Consider the following 19,202-nt stretch of genomic DNA (forward strand, 5'->3'; position numbering starts at 1 on the left):
CTTAGTACACCTCCCCTGGTTCAATTTGTTCTAGCCATTGCTGGAACATCTCGTACAATGCGCCTTTTACTTCACTTGCAATGCCTTTTGCGTCTGTGTTTGATCCTTGAACCGTGATGTTGATAGTAGGTTCAAAGTGGTAGTGAGTCTCACCGCCACCTTTGCGGTTGTTCAGTAATTCTTGCGTTTTACGCGCTGTGTGAATCGTTCCCGGTGAATCTGTTTCGAAAAGCTCAGGTCCTTCTTCACCAACGAGCACGGTTTCAGCGACATTAGGACGACCGCCCTTTGCAAATCTCCGCTTTCCACGCGGTCCCCATCCACGTTTTCCGTAAGGTAAATCTCGTTGCCACGTCGAGTTATTGAAGAATGCCAGCAACTGATCGTATCCGGAGAATATGTTGCCGTGTCCTTTGACTGCGTATGATCCGAAAGTTTGCGGAATGTATTGCAATAGCCCTTTCGCAGGGTTACCGCTAAGCGTATTGACATCAACTACCGCCGAGGATTGCGTTATACGTTGATTACCGCCCGACTCTCTGTGAATTTGAGCGATGATACCGCCTAATTCTCCACCGCCTAAGTTTACACGCATTGCAGCCGCTGCTTGTTGAATGATAGGAGCCCATGCTTGAGCATTCGCTCCCGCGGGACCAGCAGGACCAGCACCACCGAAACCTGCATCTGCTAATTTTTCTTTTGCATAATTGGTAACGCCTTTACCGAAGTGCTTAAAGATGCCATTCCCTAAGCCTTCCACGCCATCTCCGCCACTGAAAGGATTATATTTATTCAGCAATCCTTTTACTTTTTCGACCGGATTAGACACCCAATCCCACATTGCCGAAGCCCCATCAGCAATTTTTCCACCAACATCCTTCACTTTATCAAGTGCGCCAGTCGCGAAATCGGCTAAGGAGCTAGTTCCTTTAGCAAACCCAGGTAATACTCTTCCAGCACCTAAACCACCTGAAAGCATTTTTTTAGAATCGGCATGATTTAAAATTTTAGTATTCGCTCCAACAGTTGTAATTTCAGGACCATCCGCACCCAGAAGATATGCTTTTGCGCTCGATTTATCATAAGCAATCTCGACGCCTTCCTCACCAGCCATAATCTGACCGCTGGCACTGTTTGAACCAGTGTAATTCATCGCCAAGCTACCTGATTGCTTACCACCACCTGAGAATTTTGCTGATGAGCCGGAACTTGATGACGAGTCATTTCCTCCGCCTGAACCTGGTGGGTCCCACATCGGTATTTCTGGCAGTTTAAAGAACTTCAATACCTTGTTGACACCACCAGATACCCAATTTACAGCTTTAGCCATGTTTATCTTTATGTTATCCCAGATGCCCAAAACCCTGCCTGATTCCCAATCTACCTGAGTGGCATGACCAGCTGCTTGTTTCTTGGCTTGATCGACGACGCCCTCGTGCATAGTTGTTGCTTGCTGTACTGCATCTTCTTTTGTCTTCTTAGCATTATTAACAATCGTTTCATACTGTTCTTTAGTTATTGAACCGTTCACATAATACTCTTCTTCCGCTTTCTTAATCACGGAATTGTACTTCGCGTTAGCTTCCTTAATGGCTCCATCTTTAGCTTTTTTTGAATTTTTCACTACATCGGCTGCCTGTTTTGCCGAGATTTTGCCAGAATCATCTTCCAACTTACCAAGAATACGTTTCTGTTCCTTGGCCGATTTTGACATCGAAGTGACCGCTTCACGCTGTTGTTTTTGTTGTAATTCTGTTCTTTGTTTCTCATATCGCTTACGAATACTAGCTCTATGTGCATTACCTGTGTTTTCTAAGCGTGCAATCTCAGTGTTTTCTTTAGATGTGAGAACGCGACCTTCTTTCTTAGCTTTCGCCTTAATAGCATTAATCCGCTTCTCGTACATTTTTGTTGAAGATTCTTCTTCTTTGTACATTTGATTATTGATACGTTTTAACTCAGCCGCATTCTTTTTCGCATCAGTTTTGCCGATGCCATAGAATTCTTTTGTCCGCTTTTTCGCACTCGCAGCCTCCGATACACTCATCAAACCATTTTGTTGAAAGAAATCAATATTCTTAGCAGACTTCTTCTCTTTTTTATCATAAGCAGAAACGATTTTCGACGCCTGTGAATCATACGATTTATTAACAGTAGCATTTTCTTTAGCCGATGTTTTTTCACCAGAATACATCTTATACTGGAATTCACTAGCCATCTTGTTGTCTGCGTCAACATAAGAATTTACCTGTTTAGCAGCATCTTTACTCACACCCTTGCCGCCCACGTTCGTTTTATCAGAAATTAGTGAAGCTGTTGCATCATTCCAAGCTTGTTTAATCTGTTTAGCACCTTTTTTATACGTCTTAATCGCTTCATTAACCTGATTCACGGGAGCCATTAAAAGCGGATGCTTTTCCGCAAATGCTGAAAGCCCCTTCCAACCGTCTTTAAACTTATCAAGTATTTTAGGGCCTTCTTTTTGCAAATATGCGCCTAATTTCTTTCCAAGCGCACTACCTGCAAAGGCGCCTATCGCACCACCTATTGCTGTACCAATTCCAGGGGCAATCATGGTTCCAATCGCCGCGCCGCCTGCCATACCTCCTAGCGAGCCGCCGAAACCACCAAGTTTATCGCCAGCGTTTTTTTTATTCATGCCTAACAAATCAACTGCCGATAATCCCACGCCTAGAATGCCAGCTCCACCTAAAGCTTTGCCTAGAACTCCCGTCGATTTCATACCCATACTAGCCTTAGATAACCAGCTCATGTTTTTACCCACGCGCGTTCCTTGGAGCGCAACTTTTTCTGCCCCACTTGTTCCTATTGTCAGCTTTCTCCAAAGTGGAGTTTTTGCGATTTTTGGTTTTACTCTACTTGCCCCAGCAGGCAATATATTATCAGCTAATCGGGTATTGTTAGTCGATGCCTCCATGCCTTGCATCGCAGCCGATGATTGAACCGCAGCGGAAGTTGTGGCTGGCCCAATCCTCTTGATCGAATTTACCAGACTGTCAACCGCGCCTTTCGTTCTCGTGAAAATTCCTGATACAACTTTGAAACCGAGAAATGCTGTTAATCCAATGCCAGCAAATTTAGCTGTTTTCTTCATTCCATCTGGATGCTTCTCGACAAACTCTCGTATTTCCCGTAATGGTGGCGATATGAACGTCTTGAAGGTCCATCCGATACCTTTCAAGCTAGCCGTTCCTGCATCCAGTGCAGCGGGTCCGATTGCCAGAGCGAAGTCTTTTGCTGTTGGAATCACATCCTCTTTCAACGTCTCTCCTACGCTACCAAGTAAATCTTTCGCACCCTCGATAGTAGGAGCGGCTTCTTCCGTCATTTTTTTCAAAGTTCCAGGAATATCCGACATCTTTTTCACAAAGCTCGAAGCTTTGATTATCGCAGGCGTGAAAATAGGTAACAGATACTGCCCTGCATTAGATCCCAACTCTTTCAGCGATTCTGAGAAGACGCGAGAAGCATTCGCTGCTTGATTACTCGTATTCGCGAAATCATGATGACTGTTCTTTGTCGCATTCATTACGTAGTTATACCGTAACCTTACAAGTTCTGCTTGGCTCAACGACTTCAACGATGCTTGCGTCTGCGTATTTGATTTTTTCTCAACTTCTGTCAGCTTTAACTGCGCCTCTCGGGCCTCTAACGAGTTTTTACCATGTTCTTTTATTGCCGTATTCAATTGTTTCTGCGCTTTTTCTCGAGCAAGCGCATTTTTGGACGCGGCCAACTGATCCTTGCCAGCTTTCAAAGCCCCAGAACTCATCGCGAATTGTTCTAAATTCGTTTGTGTCATAACGATACCAAGGCTCTTGAGCGCCTCTGTTTCGCCTGTGAAAACACCATTTAGAGCTGTATTTGCGCGATCGATGCCTATATTCTTGAATGATGCCAAATCTCCCGCCAAATCAACCATTGATGTTGACATTTTATCTGCTTCTTGGGTATTCAACCCCATCGATGTGGACATATCGCCGTAAGTTGCCGCCAAATCCAAAGCCGTTCCGCGCGCAAGACCGATTTTATCTAATGTTGTCTTAGACCACGCCTTAACAGAATCAGCATTACTACCGAATGCAACTTCGACTTTATTCAAGCTCTCATTTGTATCTGATGCCAGTTCAAAGACCTTTTTACCCGCCGATACCAGCACGCCAGTACTTATCCCGATGATAGCTGTTTTAACTAAATTGAGACCTTTCACAGCACCGGAAGTCATTTTGCCGACATTCGAATCTAGCGTATTAAATGATTTTTTTAAATCCTGTGTACCATTTTTGGCATTATCAAGTGCTTTTTTTGTATCTCTTCCCATGCCAACTGCACTTTTTTTGCTTTTATCGAATGCACTTTCCATATGTATCACATTCGACCGCGTTTCTTTAGCTCCCTTTGTCGTCGTGTCAAAGGCATTTTTTGATTTACCCTGAAACTGTACCACTTCTCCTGTCGCTTTGTTCACGGCCGAATTTTGCTTTTTAATTGAGGAAGTGGCGCCTTCAATCGCTTTGTTTGTTTTAACAAACCCTTTTTCAGAATCGCCAGCATGTTTTATCATGCTATCCGTCTCTTTATTCGCTTCTTGCAAAGCTTTATTGTTAATTTTCCAATCGATCTCAATTGTTGTTTTTCTCAATGCCTTTGCCATATCAGACACCACCTCTCATAAGTTCTATTTTTGTTTTAGCGACTTCACACCACGTAGCAAGCTGATGCGCTGTTGCCATTTCAACTTCTTCTTTTGTCGCTATTCCAGCGATAACGGGAAGCCACATATTGAAATTCTGATTAACTTCCCGCTCAATAACACGCGTGTTCGGATTAGCCGAGTGTTCGACCAAGAAAGTTGTCCGCTAACGCCATAACCTCACCATATCCATCGTGTTCTTCCCAGTAATCCCAGTCAACTTTAGGACTGATGATAACATCGCTCATAATCGCTGTATTGTAATTTGTTTCGCCAAAAACCCCACCAGGTAATTTCGCGCTATCAATAATTTGTTGCGTATGCCTCACGCCAGGGAATTGGAACGTATAGTCAACCCCTTCAACCGTGTGCGTTTCTTGTTTCCCATATTTACGCATTGGATGTTTTTCATCCTTCGAAATTGCTTGCGCTGTTTGCGCTGCTTCAATATCTTTCTTTGTTACTGCATTTTTAGTTTCTGTCATTGTCATTTCCTCCTGAAATAGGCGACATTCAGCCGCCTATTGATTTTTTAGTCGTATTTATGGGAGTAGTCTAGAATTTTTATGCTGTAAGAGCGTGTACCCACGCCCTTGCCAAAGCCGCTATCAGGCAGTTTCTCAACAAAAGCCAATGAGCCGCCCATAGTTTCTTTGCCATTTATCACTCGAATTGGGAATTTTTTACGCGTATTTGCGAGTGTAATCATTTGTTTATTGCAGGGCGAAGTAGCTGCTAAATCTATTTTTATGGTGCCTAAGCTATCATTATTTACAGCAGCCGACGCTGTGCCTTGTGCATCTGTTTTTGCTTCCATATTGTTTGCGTCCTTAGAACAAGTCACCATGTCTCCGTCACTAAATCCAAAGAGCGTTACTCCATCAACAACTGTTACTACCTTTAGCGCGTCATATGTTTCCATTTCAGCCATTTAGACCGTACCTCCTATACGACTATTGTTCCGTATACAGTCGCGCTGTGAATTGCATTAGAGCGCTTGTACCGGAATTTTAGCCCATTGTATTTTCTCGCCAGAATATCTTCTTCTTTTAGCTCACTACGATCAAGTGCGGTCACCGTGTAGTTCGCTTGGCCGGTCGCATCATCAGTATCAATAATTCCATTTGCGAAAGCTTCGTCCATTACGGCGACAACCTCACCTTGCAATTGTGCGATCCCGCGCGAATCAAAACTTACTTTATCCGCATCAGTGAGCGCCTTTTGCAATCGGGTTTCGATTGTAGATTTAACCCAATCATCACCGTGTAGCGCATCAATAAACTCACCGTTAGCCGTTTTACCTTCCGAAGTCTGCGGAATCCCAGCTTTAACAACGTACGCAACTGCTCCTTGCGCATGGATCTCATCCACTTGCACAGAAGTAAGTTCAGAGGCTGTAATTCCGACTAGATTTTTACGGAATTTCCATGTAACGGAGCCTACTGTCGCACTTGCTACGTCTCCAATCCATGCAGCGTCTAAATGCTCGCCAACCTTGTCATGAACGACCACAATCGTGCGAGAATTGGTTTTAAGCTGTGCTGCCCCCGCAAATGTAGGCACTTGAATCACAGCAAACTTGAACGCCTTTTCTTCAATCAAGTTTGAAATTGCCAGCGCGTCAGCTGCTACATACTCGTCTAAAATAGCGAAGTGCCAACTTTTCGAGAAAACATCCTCTAATGCGTTCGCAACACTAGTGTTATACGGCGCGACCGCAACCATATCAGGCGCATTCTTCTGTAAAAAGATTGCCTTAGCCTTCTCGTACACCTTCGTAGTATTCGGATATGTTTTTGCCAATGCTTCAAGCGATGTAAATTCGCCATATTTCGCATCAACAGCAACATCTTTTGTTAAGATTAGCGGACGACCAAGACCGACTTTTGCCGCTGGACGCTCAATATCGATGTTTACTACAACATCTGTAACTGCTACTGCCATCTTTATTCCTCCTCGTTTTCGTTGTTGATACTGAACTCGTCAATGCTCCCCACTTCGTCAATAAACGAGTCGTTAAGTCGCAGCCGGATATCTAATCCCGCTTTGCGTTCGTACTCGATACTGATAAAGTCATCACGTTGACCGTCCATCTTCACATCAACAACAATGATGTTTTTTTGAAACAAAAAATCCCGCCCTGCGAAGGAGCGGAACCATTTATTTGTTCTATTTGCTAGATTTAGCACGTTAATTGCCGAATCGTCGTACCAAGTGAGCGAAACTACCGCCTCAAATGGCTCATTCTGCACGACATCGAACGTAATCCCGATATACGGGTTAATTATCGAATATGTGCAGAATGGGTATTCTGGTTGCTCTCCGTTCGAATTTGATTCGATGAGAGGGTTACCGTCACTCAAAGTTGAAATGGCTTCTACAAGCGCAGCTGCCAAATCGGAGTAGTCATATCCTTTATTCTCTGACAAAAGCGCTCACCGCCTTGCATCCGTACTGTGTTACATTCGAGTAATCAGTGTACGGGATGCTATCCTCAACGGAATACGATACACCGTTGTGAACAACTATCGATTTCAGAGGAACCACTTGCGACGAGAACCAAACCATTTCAAATTCTTCAATTCGTCCGCCACCGCGATAATTACCTTGAACGGGTAGCTTAGTTTGCAACGATGATGGGATAAATGGTTCTGAGACTTCTAATGCCGTTACTTCGTCCGCCTCTTTTTTGACCCAAACACCCTTGTTATCGTACTCGCCACCAGCTTCCTGCTTCGGGTACACTTTAAGCGGCACGCCAAACGTGTCCAACAGAGATTGAAAATCCATCTTTTCCATTTAGCGCACCACCTTCCATGTAACGCTCTGGCGCAATCGTCCCGTATCAACAAGCGGATTATTAGCGCCTTTACGCTTAGCCGTATACCCCGAGTTAGCCGGTGACTGTGTATCCCTGATTTTCATTTGAATATCAGCCACAATCATCGCGCCTAACTGGTTATATACTTGCTGTGCTGTGCATTCTCCGACAATGATCTCGTCCATTTTCCTATCGAAGAAATCAAGCCATTTCTGGTTATTCTCCTCAAATGTCGAACGCAAAAAAGACCGTTCAGGAATCTTTACCTCTTCTTTGAGATAAAACATAACGGCTAGTTTGCCGTTCTTATCAGCAACAGCAAGTATATTTTTGCCCTTTGGCTTAAACAGACCAGGTATTTCACGAGCTTTACGACCAGCTGCCGCCTCGGTAGGTAGCGTTAGATATTTGTTTTTCGGCTTGATGGTGAGCCCAAACTCTTGCACACCTGCGATCATCTGGATAAAAGAGTTATCTTCCCCAAAAATTCCGATCTGTAGCGAATAATCGTTTAACTCATCTAAGGTCTGGATTACACTTTTCATCACTGTTTTATCGTTAGTCACTCGCATTAGATCACCCACAACCCTATTCCGTTGCCACCACCTGCAAACTCCTCCAACAAGCGTAGATATTCTTGCCCGTATGCTGTCCCTTTTAGGTTTTGGAAAGATACATTCTTCCCCGAGTACTCACGTTTCAACGAACCAACCGCCTCCGACTTAACATTCTTGTCCCCTAACGTGGCAAGATGTGCAGCTAAATAGCGATTGGCTCGTTCTTCGTGTTTTTCTGGAAAATTAGCTTCTTGCACCTCAAGAAAAGCATCATCAATATGCATTTCTAATGCTTCTTTTGGTAGATTACTTACTTCCTTTGCCGTGTATTTCAGCTTATCAATAGTAGTTTTGACCAAAATAAAAAACCTCCTATTCAGGCGGGTTCTCATCACCGTTATTATTTAATCTTTCGTCATCAGGCGGGTTGACTATCGATTCTACTTGTTTTTCTATCGCTTTAATAACGGTTGAGCGAGGATCTTTACTAGCCTCTTCCTTTTCCTGAAATTGCTCTAAAACTTGTAAATCCCACGTATCACCGATAAGATCGCCTGCTTTTCCAACATTCATTTGCGTAATATCCTCAGCTTCTTGCACGATAGTACCATCTTTAACCAACGCAGCATTTAGCGGTAATTTGACAGCTGATTTATATGCCTCAATATCCGAACCCTCCAGATTGTTTGCACCAGGAATAATCCTTGCACCGATATTGTATGTGTACTTGCCTTTATTTTGAATAATCATCTTTCTAGCCCCTTCCTAAGCAGTTTTATTAGATTCCGTCAGCACGTAAAATAGCGTGTGGCGCGCGAACAACAGCACCGCCGAAACGTTCTTCACATGGAACTTTCCAGTTTGGATATTGGTATTCTTCTTGTTGCCGTGTAATATCCATAGGTAAAAGCAATTGCACCGTCTCTGGTTCTGAATGACAGATGATAAGGGAGTCAGATTTTGAAAGGCCAATCCCTTTCAAATCAGCTACACGCTTGATTTTAGAGAACCATCTATTAGTTACAACTACTTGCATAATAGTTCTAGCATCATAGTCACTGTAACGTCTGTTCAGCTCTTCAAACTGCACTGGAGGTAATGCTAAGATGAGTGAAGCATCGCCATAACCAGGTAGTACAGTAATCCGCGTACGTAATTTACGTAATTCCTCAACAATTTCGTCGCTCGACTTATCCACCCACTTAGTAGACGTGCCTGCAGCATTAGTGCCTACAGCTTCGATTTGAATACCAGTGGCAGTTGCTACCCCTTGAATTTCATATCTAGAATCACCTTTCCACGCTAAAGAATTTTCTTTCTCTGCTATTCCGCGACGGACTGCAGCGGCTTTAGTTGCATCTACCGGCTTACCTGTCATTTGTGATTGACGCAAATCTTGCAAACTGTATCGGAAACCTAATGCAATCGTGTAAATTTGCGCAAAATAGCGTTTCACATCTGTGTCGACCAATGGTAGATCATTTGCACCGTTTGCAATGATCTTAGCTGCACCGGATCTAGTAGCAACATCATAACCGTATGTCTCGGCACCAGGGTCAATATCAGTTTTCATGTCAAAAATAGTACGCGCTGTGAGTTCCTCTTCGCGCGGTTCAAATAGTGTTTTATCAATAACTTCTAAATCGCGAGCTTGTAGTCTCGCTGTTACTTGTGATGCTGGCATTTATTTTTCCTCCTCATTTTTCACCGATTAAGGTAAATTAATTTCCAAGTGTGCTAGCCCGCCTGCCTGCGCAGTAGTTTTGAAGCGACCAATTGCCTCGGTTTTTGTACTAACAGGGGATGTAGCTGGCAAGAACGTTCCTGTAGCTTTGTTAGCAGCCGCCTTGTCCCCATCGACAACATCTTCCTCAACATGCACGCAAATAACACCCCGACGAACGACAGCCACCATTTCTTTTTCTTCATAGTTACCGATTTTATCTCCATACAGCTCTTGGACATACTCCTTGGCTAGCGCAACGCCATAAAAGTCTTTATCACTCAAGACCTTAGCTACACCATCAGAAAACTGTACAGCTGAACCAAACGGAATTGTTCCCTCTACAACTGCGCTATCCGCCTGTGTGTTTTGGTAATTTGCTAACTTCCCAATACCAATATTCGGGTCCATATACTCTTGTCCTACTGGAATCGTCATATTATTGCTCTCCTTTCTTTCTCATATTCAACCGATCTTGCTTCTTAGCATCGATTTCTTCCTTTTCTTTTGCCGCAGCCGCCTTATCATTTGGCTTTCCAAACCCTGCATCAGCTGTAAATCCTTTATGATTTGCCGTCATAGCATCATAATAGGCATTAACATAGTCCTCTGATTTCCCATCTGCTTTGAAAGCACTGTCAGCCGTTTGGATAACTGCCTCCTTAATCGCCTTCTCAGTCTTTCCTTTGAAATCGAATGAATCACCTAAGAAGTTTTGAGCTGTGTTAATCATAGCCACACGAGCTTCTGCTATTTCTTCAACCTTATCAAGAGTCAAGGCGCTATCTTTCAAAGTCGCGAGTTCAGATTCTGCAGTCTCCAGCTTAGTTTTGTATCCATCACGTTCACCTGTGATTGTGTCAATGGAGCCAGATTTCACTTTTTCAGCCGATAACTGCGCTTCTAATGTATCGATGCGCGATTTAACAACTGAATCCACCTCATACTCTTTACTGTCTAGAACTAATTTAGCCATGTTATTGTTGCCTCCTTGTTTATTAATATCAGCTGCATCAACCATAAAGGCCGCTGAATCTCCTCTGATTGCCGCTTCTGAACCAACTCGCCCCTTATCAACAATTGCGAGGTGGTTAATCTTCATATTCCTCTGTACGGAATCGTACTTGATCCCGTCATATGTGCCACTTTCGTCTTTAATGTCAGCTGAAAAGCCTAGCGAAAGCTCGCGTTTACCGTTCTTCACCTTTTGAATCGTATCAGAATCAGTAATCGTAAATGATACAAACAGTTTATTGTCACTAACTGCTGAATCTGTATGTGTCATGCCTTTTGAATACTTACTGTAATTAGCAGCGGTGACTAATTCAGTTGGGTGATTGTCTGTGACTGGTTTAGCATTCATGGATTGTAATACGCCCTCTGAAAATAACTCGTCAGGTAGCTTTACTTCCATAGATACTCCACCATCTCCACGCATGTATGGAAAAACGCCCGGTTTTGTTACCGGAGCTCGCACAGTGAGATACCCCTCAGCCGTCTCCGTCAAATTCGAATCAGTAATATACGATCGATCATACCGTTGTACTCTCATTTCATGTTCTCACCACCTTTCAGGGCATAATAAAAAAGCATTAACAGATTGTTAACACCTTCTAGGCCGCTATATATTCAGGTATTTTAGATGGATCAAATTCAGGAATAGCCACGCACCTACACGCATAATCCTTACCAGGAATCGGAGCATTTGGGTCATCGTAAGAGAAAAACTGGCCGTTATACTCGACGTGTTTCGGCCTAACCCTGCTATCGCCTGAATCAGACCACATAAATCCTGGTATTCCTGCTTTTTTATGTCGCATCATGGTCAAGTCCCCAAATAGCGAACCTGTCTGATCTCGAGCAATAAATTTAGCCTTATTTTCGGTCATTCCTATCTGGTCTACTAATTCATCTCGTATTTCTTGACTTGAACGTCCTTCTTTTGCTCCTCGCAGTATAATTTGTTCCGTTTTAGCGTTGTATTCATCCCCAATACTGCCAATATAGCTAACATTTTCAGCAATTGCCTCATCCATATAGTCATTTATCCAGGGCTCTGTTGTGGTCGGGTCAACCCCAGAAACCTCCATTTGATTTACAAATTGAGTCTTTGCTGTGCTATTGCTTGCTCTAACAAACTTACTGGCGATAGAATACTTCTCTTTAGCAGTAAAAATCCCTAATGTGAGGGCTTTTATTCTGTCTAAACTCTTCTGAAAGATACTATCGGCTATAAAGCCGTCAAAGCGCATATTTCGAGAATTAAGTTCAGGGGTTATCTGTGTATCAAATTCGTATAAAACGATGTCAGCAATCGCCTGTGTGAGTTTCAGCATATTTTTAGCGTAAGCTCTCTCTACATTGTGCGGATATCGCGTTATCGGCATTCGTTTAGCCATGGCTACCAGCCCTATTAGCGTTATAGGCTTCTAATACCTTTTTGGCTATCTCATCAATATCATCTAGGCTATCAGCATTAAACTTGCTCGTATTTTCCACACCAAAGCGCCCAAAACGGGTATCATAGACTTCTTCTGGATCAACAACGCCACTATCGATATAAATCTTGTCCGCTTCTGCAGTCAATTTCCGTATTTCGGCATCTGTTTTTGAATCAACGGACCACAAAGGATTGAACTCTATTGCCCATTCGAAAGTATCAGGATCAATTTTAGGTCCAGCATCGTCATCACAACACATCAACAACCTAGTCAAGTATTCCAAGTGAGGCCTTAACTGGTTTTCTTGCATCGAACTCACACGTGCGTAATAGTTCATGACGTCATATTGCGCACCTGTCAGCGTTCCAGCTTCTTGGCCTCGTAAAACACTTTTTGGCATTCGTACAACACCAGAGAGGTAATCCCAGCCGTAATCTAATAAATCTTTCATGCCAGTTGTTGCAGTAGATTCTTTTTTCAACTCCTCATTATCGCCAATCAGCGCCAGTGCTTCCGTCCTGAACTTAAAGTCCATCAGCATCCCAATTTCAGCTTTATCTTTCTTCGTCATATTGTCTACTTTGGGTGATTTGAACACCTTGAATGCATAATCATACAGGATTTGCCCCACACTCCAGAGTGATGTGTCCATGACCGTGATAATGTCATACAACCCCTCAAGTACAGACCTGCCATCCGGCTCATCCTCAAATCTAAGAGATTGTTGATGTAAAATCCTTGACCGATGGACCAGTTCTTGGGTTGTCGCACTCATACCGCCTATAGACATGATATGATTGCCGATTTGAGACCGCCTACTAACCTCAAATTGCTCAACCTCACCATAATCAGCACTAAACATATCTTCATTAGTGTAGAAACGACTAACTTTTTGTGCAGAAAAGGCATTTAGATAAGGCACGCTCTTAAGTTGCTTCGTGTCGATAGCTTGATTCAGATTGCTACCATTATCCACGTTATTACTAACTGCACCAACCGAGATGTAGCCGTCCCCATAGAGCCTGTCGTCAGCAAACAGCTTTCGAAACTTATCTTTAGTTTTCAGCTGCCGCCATTTAGATTCAATCGCTTTTTTCACCTCTTTATTCTCTGTTTTTAGGGTCCACCCTGCCCTTGTCATATCTTCAGGTATGATGTCGATAATATTTTTAACAATGCCGTTTGAGGCGTACAGATTCTTGCAGTCGTTAAACGTTAGTATTTTAGCTGCACCAGGTCTTTGTCTTGTGAGGTTGTCTTTGGGGTCGCCCTTCCCATTTCCAAGCATGAAATCATTACGAGTTTCTTTTGCATCTTGCCGTAGCTGTTGTAAGTCTTCCGTGATACTCATTAGCTCACCACCTTATTGTTTAATAATTGTATCTGTCTTTCAGTGAAGCCGTATGCCCTCGTAACTTATTAAGTATTTGAGTTGTAGCATCCACATCATCATCGTGCAGACCATTAGGGAATGAGACGAGTTCTTCGACGACATCTTCCGACCATGGCTTATAAAGCGGATGTGGCAGATACACGTTGCCAGCCTCGAATAGAGGAGCAACAGCATTTGCACGCGCTTCCTTACCGCCGTTTGGCTCTATAGGAATAAGCCCGCTTATTTCGTCTTTCAACATTTGTATCACCGCTGGACCATTTGCCTTATCCTCAACATACTTAGCAGTTGCATTAGGCCATTTAGTCGTCATATTCCGTATACCTTGCATAGTGCGTATAATGTCCATCCTGTCATGATCGCGGTCACGCATAAAGAAGTTAGAACCTTTAGCACTCCACACATGGCCTGCAACAAAGTCGGATTTTTTGGTATCCTTAAATGCGCAGTCCCACGATTGCGCGCTCACATCAAATAAACGAGGCAATACTTTCACCTCGTCGCCCAAATCATATTTACGTCTAAATTCTTCGTCTGGCACATAATATCTGATCCAGTGTCGTTTAAATATATTACCGTCTGCAGGCGATGGTCGTTGCTGATACAATGACGCCCACGTGCGCGATCCAACCTGTATTTTTTTGTCGTCTGCCCACTTTTTATCATAGCCTAGACCAGGACAAAGTGGCTCACCAATCGCACGTTGTAGTAAGTCGTCACTGTCTTCTGCAATAGCTGGTAGTCTAAGCCGCTCCCACTTGAAATTGCTCTTCTTTAACAAACGTCCGATAAGGTCGTCCTCGTGCCATCGCGTCATGATGATTACAATGCTTCCACCACCATGCAAACGGGTAAGGAATGTGCTTTCCCACTCCTCAAACACCTTATCGCGCATGAGTAGAGATTCGGCTTCCTCACGGTTCTTAAATGGATCATCGATAACCAGTAAATCGGCACCGTGACCAGTCGCACCACCTGTGATACCAACGCTTATCATCCCGCCCCCGCTGTTTTCAAGCTCCCAGTCGTTGGCTTTTGAGACCAGCGGCGATATATTCACATTGAACAGCTTTTGCCCCACTAATCGCACCTTGTCGCGGTTCTTCCGCCCAAACTTGCGGGCTAATGTGTCCGCGTAAGATACTGTGATGACACGCTTTGTAGGGTTTTTCATCACATAGTAAGACGGGAATGTTTCGGTTGTCGTCATAGATTTACCGTGCCGAGGAGGCATTTCAATAATAATGAATTTCTGTTCACCGTCCGCAATCGGCTGTAGATGCTCACAAATGAGATCCGTGTGCGGGAAGTGCTTGTATATACCGAAGTGGGCGTATTCTACATAGTCGCGATAAGAACGCCGTGCTAGTTCTTTGTTGGCTTCTTCTCGAATCATTTCTATATACAGCTCTTCTTCGGTTTTAACTAAGTTTGTTGATGCTTGCAAGGTTCCTCAACTCCTCTATGCTCAACTGAGTCATATCAGGAGGCGCTTTGTTCTCTACCTTTTCATCTTCAACAGTAGAGGGGCGATAAAGCTTCTCTTTGTTGACGTCTGTTTGTGTCTGAATCAGCTTCTTTCGTGCGCTGGCTAGCTCTAAATCGCTCTTTTGCTTGATCGCCTTCACAAGTTGATTAGTAACACGTGTGAGCGCGTCCTCTATGCTTAATATCCTGTTGAATATGTCTACTGACTCCTCGCGCTCCTCTACGATTGAGAGTTCTTCACGCGATACTCGCACTTTCGTTCCCTTTACATCCTGAATATAAGGTACTTCTTGCAACTGTTTAAGCGTCTTTTTCTGCGATGGCGTTAATTCCTTCTTCGCTTTGTCAAGTAGCCCTGCCATGCGATATTTCCTTATCTCCAACTCTTTTATTGTTGCTGTAATTTGAACGAGTGGGTCATCAGGAATCGACTGAAAGAGCGCTATTTCCTCATCGGAGAGGTAGCCCCACATGATTGTTTGGTACTCGCCAGTTTTCACGGCGTTCTCATTGCGAGGGGGCGCTCCACCTCCAGCGTTCCCTTTCGCATAGTCGTTACCTAGCGGCGCTCCCTTGCCACCCTTGTTCCCCGTAGCGTTCTTGTTGCCTTTCATGGAGGCATGACGTAAAGGAGCGCTCCCTTTGTCATTCGGAGCGCTCTCATTGGTTTCATCATCCCAACGATCCTGGGATTTCCATTTTCTTATCGTGCTAGGGAGTGTCTCCAATTTGGCAGCAATCTCCGCTAGTTTGATTTGTTTTCCAGATTCTAACCACATCTGTTTTGCTTCATCCCGCTGCGGGTTCCGTTTCTGCGCCATAATTGTTACACCCCCTCATGTGTTAGAGTTTGTTTTCAGCGTCCACCGGTACCTTTGCATGTTGGACAAGTTACTATTTTGGACTTCGCTAGTGATTTACCTGCTATTACGCCATGCGCCTCGAAACCTTGAATGAATCCCTTTCCTTTGCAGACTGTGCATCCATTAGCATCAGGAAACGAGAATTCAATGTGAGGTTTCACGTTTACTGTGACGGTTCCTAGTTCACACATCATACTTAACGTTTTCCCACTTCTTATAGGCGTCCAGATAAATCTCACGCTTATCCCCATTCAGCGTCAGCTCATAGTACATACCGTCAAACAGCGTTGTACTTAGCATCGCTTTATTGTTCTGCAGCGTCTTACAGCTCCACACGACATAAACATCGTCACTAGTGATGTTCTTGCCATCTGTCTTATCCAACCGCTCATTTGCGTAGCCAACCACAAGGTCCTTACATTTGCCGATAAAGTCTTGATTATCCATCCTTATCACTCCTATTTTTTATGAATTGTTACAGCGATGGAGCAATACGATGTTGCAATTACCCCATGCCTCAAAGTTCAGAAATTGCCATACGCCTTCCGCGTCTGCTCTCATCGCTAAACCTATGTCAGTAAAAGCAATCACCGGCTTTTCTTCACCTTTCAAATCCACAACAATTCCTTGCTGATACCCCTTTGGCATTCCGCAAAAAGAATCCCAAGCGTACACACCCACAATATCACCACTCTTAAAATCTTCGAAGTCCGTTTCTCGTGTTAATGGGATATCTGTACCTAAACTATTGTAAAACTCCTTTATTATTTCCGATTTTTGGTCAGCAGTAATTACATCTGCACATCCTGTCTCTTTATTTTTTACTTCGTGTTCCGACATAAGCTTTTCATAAAAAGCTCTGGTTTTTTCGGGTGGCTCGTTATGTTCACAACTATATCCGTTCAATGGTGGCGCAGGAAACATATCCTTAGTAACTGGTTTTGGTGATACATCTTTTTTCATTTTTCATTCCTCCAATAAAAAAAGAGCCTAATTGGCTCTTTTCTCTGCGATCTGTTCTTCTAACTCAATTACTAATTGATAATACTCCTTAAAAGTCGCTACATAACTGCTGCTTAGACCTAGATACTCTTCATAGGAGCACTTTTTATCTGAGTCCCTAAGTATAAGCATCCCACGCATCATTTTAAAATTGGGATTTTCCGAAAAAACCATCGACTGATCTATACATATTAGAATCTTATCTAAGGTATGGAAAATTTCTTTGGGTATATATTTGATAAATAAATCAAAATGGCCTTTAATTTGAAAAACAATCTCCATGCCAGCAAGTTCGGACAGTTCAAGATGTGTTCTCCTTTGGTATTTGGGCGGAAATTGAATATTCCTAAGATCAAGTATTGGAGATTCTATACCTTTATGTAGCTTAGCAGGATTTATAACTTCATCAATATTCTTAAACACATCTTCAAATGCCGTATTCGTTTCTTCATGTGATTGAGGTACTGTTCCAGTGTATACTTTTATCATTTCAAGTTTTAAAACCTGTATCAGCTCAGTTAACCTTGCTTCAGCTAACAAAAAGTACTCATCAAATTCCCTCTTAGCTGCCACCCTTTCATTATTCCTTTTCATTAATCGGTCAAAAATGAATACTACCAATGCCAGTTCAAGTGGTAACCAGATTAAATTCTCAAAAATAAAATTCCAACGTTCGTTACCGTATGGTGCCAAAAAACCAATTACACCAACAATTACCGTACAAACACCAATTGCCGCAAGTACAGCAAATGTCTTTTTTGGTTCACTCTTACTCATGCTTTCTCACCCTTTTTTTTAAAACCACTATACCAAATAAAACCACCTACTCGCAATAGCAAGTAGGTGTAAAAGGAGAAAGTATTTCAGAAATAGTGAAACATACTTCATACAACGCGACTGGTCCGCCTTGTTTATCGTGACTTTAAACTGCTACAGTTTACTCTCTGTTCTAAGTTCATGACCTTAGATTCATTTTCAACCGCACGACGTTGTTCACTTCGTCAAGTTGTTTAAGAGGCGTTCGCGCTCTATGAAATATGTTTCACTAAAAACTGACGATGCAGGGGTCGAAATTATGTTTCCCTCACTACTCGACAATAACATAATATCATGATTTTGATGGTAAATATCACGGAGTTTTTCCGGGAATATCCCGCTCATATTCCTGTGATATTCCACCTTTTCAAAATTAGTGCTTATCAACAAACATCCCCTCTTTCCTTTTGCTGTTTTTATGAGCAATCGCATAGCAACCCATATTGCGACTAAACTGCTTGATTGCCTCTCGTTCTTCTTCATAGTATAGCGTTTCGCTAATTGCGAACTCTGAACAAATACGAGTGCGTCCCCATCCTTTTAAAAAGGTGTATTTAAAGATTTCACGACGCCTGGAACGGATGTCAGCATCCCGCGTTTTGTAGTTCGTGATCTGTTCCATTGCGTCGTCAAACTCTTCAACATAGAATTTTGCATCTTCAAGCTCTGTTTGCGCCTCAATGACAGCGCGTTCCACATTTGATGTATATTCATTTTGTGGGACGCTTGGCATATCACTGATCTGTTGTGCCCCCAAATTAACCTTAGCTCTACCATTCCGTTTGATTACGTGTTGTGCGTGCTGGTATCGCTCTACCTCAATCCAAATATTACGCCGTGTTGATGTAATATCGATCTCTATATTATTGGCATTAAATAATGATAATTGTTCCACCAGAACGCCCTCCTATGGTATAATTTCTATGTCGAGTAGAAATACCTTGCCGGAGCGAATGCGTTCTGGTTTTTTATTTGTCTTTTTTTGCTTGGTAGTCTAGGAATCGGCATATAACCTGCGCAATCCGATCTCCTTCTAGCTCACCGTAAGCCACTACTATCGCAGGAATTGGAGTATATCCCTCGCAATTGTAATAGTCATTTCCAATCTCACCTACAGCTGTGAATACATCATCCATGTTGTATTCATTTTCAACCAGGTAATCAAAAATAACTTGCTGTTGCTCACTTAACGCGAATTCTATGTTTAATGCCTTCCTGAATGCTGCTTCAATATCCAAAGGCGCTTTTATTTCTAGTCCTTCAATATTGTAAAACATCCCCTTCTCATTTATTCGCAATGCACTATCAGCTTGATTCCTCCACCCCTGTTTAATAATAGAACTCAGCTTCCAATTCGGTGTTTCCTCATTCATATTCATTCTCC

General features: G+C 43.0%; 22 protein-coding genes. All 22 read right to left on the minus strand.

Going from position 1 to position 19,202, the window contains the following annotated elements; translation table 11 throughout:
• Position 1: 1 nt before the first annotated feature.
• The 22 genes from HPK16_RS09270 to HPK16_RS09375 all read right to left on the minus strand — a co-directional run bounded on the left by HPK16_RS09270 (position 2) and on the right by HPK16_RS09375 (position 19,191).
• Entirely contained in the window at positions 2 to 4,675 is a 4,674-nt protein-coding gene (locus HPK16_RS09270) for a lytic transglycosylase domain-containing protein (protein ID WP_181676692.1), read from the minus strand.
• 1 nt (position 4,676) lies between these two features.
• A complete protein-coding gene (locus tag HPK16_RS09275) occupies positions 4,677 to 4,868 on the minus strand; it encodes a hypothetical protein (RefSeq protein ID WP_181676693.1) in 192 nt (63 codons plus the stop codon).
• A complete protein-coding gene (locus tag HPK16_RS09280; RefSeq protein ID WP_181676694.1) occupies positions 4,849 to 5,199 on the minus strand; it encodes a hypothetical protein in 351 nt (116 codons plus the stop codon). The genes HPK16_RS09275 and HPK16_RS09280 overlap by 20 nt, the downstream gene beginning before the upstream one ends.
• Positions 5,200 to 5,246: 47 nt before the next feature.
• Positions 5,247 to 5,645 carry a phage structural protein gene (locus HPK16_RS09285; protein ID WP_181676695.1) on the minus strand — a complete coding sequence of 133 codons (399 nt, stop codon included), beginning with the start codon at positions 5,643 to 5,645 and terminating at the stop codon, positions 5,247 to 5,249.
• A 14-nt stretch (positions 5,646 to 5,659) separates the two neighbouring features.
• Positions 5,660 to 6,658: a DUF3383 family protein gene (locus HPK16_RS09290; protein ID WP_181676696.1), complete on the minus strand. Its 999-nt coding sequence runs from the start codon at positions 6,656 to 6,658 to the stop codon at positions 5,660 to 5,662.
• A gap of 2 nt (positions 6,659 to 6,660) precedes the next feature.
• Complete coding sequence (locus HPK16_RS09295) at positions 6,661 to 7,143, minus strand: phage neck terminator protein (protein WP_181676697.1); 483 nt, start codon at positions 7,141 to 7,143, stop codon at positions 6,661 to 6,663.
• Positions 7,130 to 7,513: a hypothetical protein gene (locus HPK16_RS09300; protein WP_181676698.1), complete on the minus strand. Its 384-nt coding sequence runs from the start codon at positions 7,511 to 7,513 to the stop codon at positions 7,130 to 7,132. Before HPK16_RS09300 ends, HPK16_RS09295 begins: the two co-directional genes overlap by 14 nt.
• Positions 7,514 to 8,107 carry a hypothetical protein gene (locus tag HPK16_RS09305; protein WP_181676699.1) on the minus strand — a complete coding sequence of 198 codons (594 nt, stop codon included), beginning with the start codon at positions 8,105 to 8,107 and terminating at the stop codon, positions 7,514 to 7,516.
• Complete coding sequence (locus HPK16_RS09310; RefSeq protein WP_246369373.1) at positions 8,107 to 8,451, minus strand: DUF4054 domain-containing protein; 345 nt, start codon at positions 8,449 to 8,451, stop codon at positions 8,107 to 8,109. Before HPK16_RS09310 ends, HPK16_RS09305 begins: the two co-directional genes overlap by 1 nt.
• Positions 8,452 to 8,464: 13 nt before the next feature.
• Positions 8,465 to 8,842 carry a hypothetical protein gene (locus tag HPK16_RS09315; protein ID WP_181676700.1) on the minus strand — a complete coding sequence of 126 codons (378 nt, stop codon included), beginning with the start codon at positions 8,840 to 8,842 and terminating at the stop codon, positions 8,465 to 8,467.
• A gap of 28 nt (positions 8,843 to 8,870) precedes the next feature.
• Entirely contained in the window at positions 8,871 to 9,776 is a 906-nt protein-coding gene (locus HPK16_RS09320) for a DUF2184 domain-containing protein (protein ID WP_181676701.1), read from the minus strand.
• Between the two features lie 27 nt (positions 9,777 to 9,803).
• Positions 9,804 to 10,253, minus strand: a complete 450-nt coding sequence (locus tag HPK16_RS09325) for a structural cement protein Gp24 (protein WP_181676702.1) — start codon at positions 10,251 to 10,253, stop codon at positions 9,804 to 9,806.
• A 1-nt stretch (position 10,254) separates the two neighbouring features.
• Positions 10,255 to 11,367 (minus strand): DUF2213 domain-containing protein, encoded by a 1,113-nt coding sequence (locus tag HPK16_RS09330; RefSeq protein WP_181676703.1) that lies wholly within the window; start codon positions 11,365 to 11,367, stop codon positions 10,255 to 10,257.
• Positions 11,368 to 11,428: 61 nt separating this feature from the next.
• Positions 11,429 to 12,214: a phage head morphogenesis protein gene (locus HPK16_RS09335; RefSeq protein WP_181676704.1), complete on the minus strand. Its 786-nt coding sequence runs from the start codon at positions 12,212 to 12,214 to the stop codon at positions 11,429 to 11,431.
• A complete protein-coding gene (locus HPK16_RS09340) occupies positions 12,207 to 13,607 on the minus strand; it encodes a DUF1073 domain-containing protein (RefSeq protein ID WP_181676705.1) in 1,401 nt (466 codons plus the stop codon). The genes HPK16_RS09335 and HPK16_RS09340 overlap by 8 nt, the downstream gene beginning before the upstream one ends.
• Before the next feature lie 19 nt (positions 13,608 to 13,626).
• Entirely contained in the window at positions 13,627 to 15,096 is a 1,470-nt protein-coding gene (terL, locus tag HPK16_RS09345) for a phage terminase large subunit (RefSeq protein WP_425487928.1), read from the minus strand.
• A complete protein-coding gene (gene terS, locus HPK16_RS09350; protein WP_181676706.1) occupies positions 15,071 to 15,958 on the minus strand; it encodes a phage terminase small subunit in 888 nt (295 codons plus the stop codon). The genes terL and terS overlap by 26 nt, the downstream gene beginning before the upstream one ends.
• A 225-nt stretch (positions 15,959 to 16,183) precedes the next feature.
• Positions 16,184 to 16,447, minus strand: coding sequence for a DUF6275 family protein (locus tag HPK16_RS09355; RefSeq protein WP_181676707.1), 264 nt, complete (start codon positions 16,445 to 16,447; stop codon positions 16,184 to 16,186).
• A gap of 18 nt (positions 16,448 to 16,465) precedes the next feature.
• Positions 16,466 to 16,963 (minus strand): hypothetical protein, encoded by a 498-nt coding sequence (locus HPK16_RS09360; RefSeq protein WP_181676708.1) that lies wholly within the window; start codon positions 16,961 to 16,963, stop codon positions 16,466 to 16,468.
• Positions 16,964 to 16,990: 27 nt separating this feature from the next.
• Positions 16,991 to 17,779 (minus strand): hypothetical protein, encoded by a 789-nt coding sequence (locus HPK16_RS09365; protein ID WP_181676709.1) that lies wholly within the window; start codon positions 17,777 to 17,779, stop codon positions 16,991 to 16,993.
• Between the two features lie 412 nt (positions 17,780 to 18,191).
• Entirely contained in the window at positions 18,192 to 18,713 is a 522-nt protein-coding gene (locus HPK16_RS09370; protein WP_181676710.1) for a hypothetical protein, read from the minus strand.
• A gap of 73 nt (positions 18,714 to 18,786) precedes the next feature.
• Complete coding sequence (locus HPK16_RS09375) at positions 18,787 to 19,191, minus strand: hypothetical protein (protein WP_181676711.1); 405 nt, start codon at positions 19,189 to 19,191, stop codon at positions 18,787 to 18,789.
• Positions 19,192 to 19,202 lie beyond the last annotated feature (11 nt).

Source organism: Paenilisteria rustica (assembly GCF_013820765.1).
Classification (GTDB): domain Bacteria; phylum Bacillota; class Bacilli; order Lactobacillales; family Listeriaceae; genus Listeria_A; species Listeria_A rustica.

What these genes read in the sequence shown, in the direction of transcription:
- HPK16_RS09270 (WP_181676692.1), bottom strand. Translation starts at nt 4,675, where the DNA reads ATGGCAAAGGCATTGAGAAAAACAACAATTGAGATCGATTGGAAAATT.
- HPK16_RS09280 (WP_181676694.1), bottom strand. Translation starts at nt 5,199, where the DNA reads ATGACAGAAACTAAAAATGCAGTAACAAAGAAAGATATTGAAGCAGCG.
- HPK16_RS09285 (WP_181676695.1), bottom strand. Translation starts at nt 5,645, where the DNA reads ATGGCTGAAATGGAAACATATGACGCGCTAAAGGTAGTAACAGTTGTT.
- HPK16_RS09290 (WP_181676696.1), bottom strand. Translation starts at nt 6,658, where the DNA reads ATGGCAGTAGCAGTTACAGATGTTGTAGTAAACATCGATATTGAGCGT.
- HPK16_RS09300 (WP_181676698.1), bottom strand. Translation starts at nt 7,513, where the DNA reads ATGGAAAAGATGGATTTTCAATCTCTGTTGGACACGTTTGGCGTGCCG.
- HPK16_RS09305 (WP_181676699.1), bottom strand. Translation starts at nt 8,107, where the DNA reads ATGCGAGTGACTAACGATAAAACAGTGATGAAAAGTGTAATCCAGACC.
- HPK16_RS09315 (WP_181676700.1), bottom strand. Translation starts at nt 8,842, where the DNA reads ATGATTATTCAAAATAAAGGCAAGTACACATACAATATCGGTGCAAGG.
- HPK16_RS09320 (WP_181676701.1), bottom strand. Translation starts at nt 9,776, where the DNA reads ATGCCAGCATCACAAGTAACAGCGAGACTACAAGCTCGCGATTTAGAA.
- HPK16_RS09325 (WP_181676702.1), bottom strand. Translation starts at nt 10,253, where the DNA reads ATGACGATTCCAGTAGGACAAGAGTATATGGACCCGAATATTGGTATT.
- HPK16_RS09330 (WP_181676703.1), bottom strand. Translation starts at nt 11,367, where the DNA reads ATGAGAGTACAACGGTATGATCGATCGTATATTACTGATTCGAATTTG.
- HPK16_RS09335 (WP_181676704.1), bottom strand. Translation starts at nt 12,214, where the DNA reads ATGGCTAAACGAATGCCGATAACGCGATATCCGCACAATGTAGAGAGA.
- HPK16_RS09340 (WP_181676705.1), bottom strand. Translation starts at nt 13,607, where the DNA reads ATGAGTATCACGGAAGACTTACAACAGCTACGGCAAGATGCAAAAGAA.
- terS (WP_181676706.1), bottom strand. Translation starts at nt 15,958, where the DNA reads ATGGCGCAGAAACGGAACCCGCAGCGGGATGAAGCAAAACAGATGTGG.
- HPK16_RS09355 (WP_181676707.1), bottom strand. Translation starts at nt 16,447, where the DNA reads ATGGATAATCAAGACTTTATCGGCAAATGTAAGGACCTTGTGGTTGGC.
- HPK16_RS09360 (WP_181676708.1), bottom strand. Translation starts at nt 16,963, where the DNA reads ATGAAAAAAGATGTATCACCAAAACCAGTTACTAAGGATATGTTTCCT.
- HPK16_RS09365 (WP_181676709.1), bottom strand. Translation starts at nt 17,779, where the DNA reads ATGAGTAAGAGTGAACCAAAAAAGACATTTGCTGTACTTGCGGCAATT.
- HPK16_RS09375 (WP_181676711.1), bottom strand. Translation starts at nt 19,191, where the DNA reads ATGAATGAGGAAACACCGAATTGGAAGCTGAGTTCTATTATTAAACAG.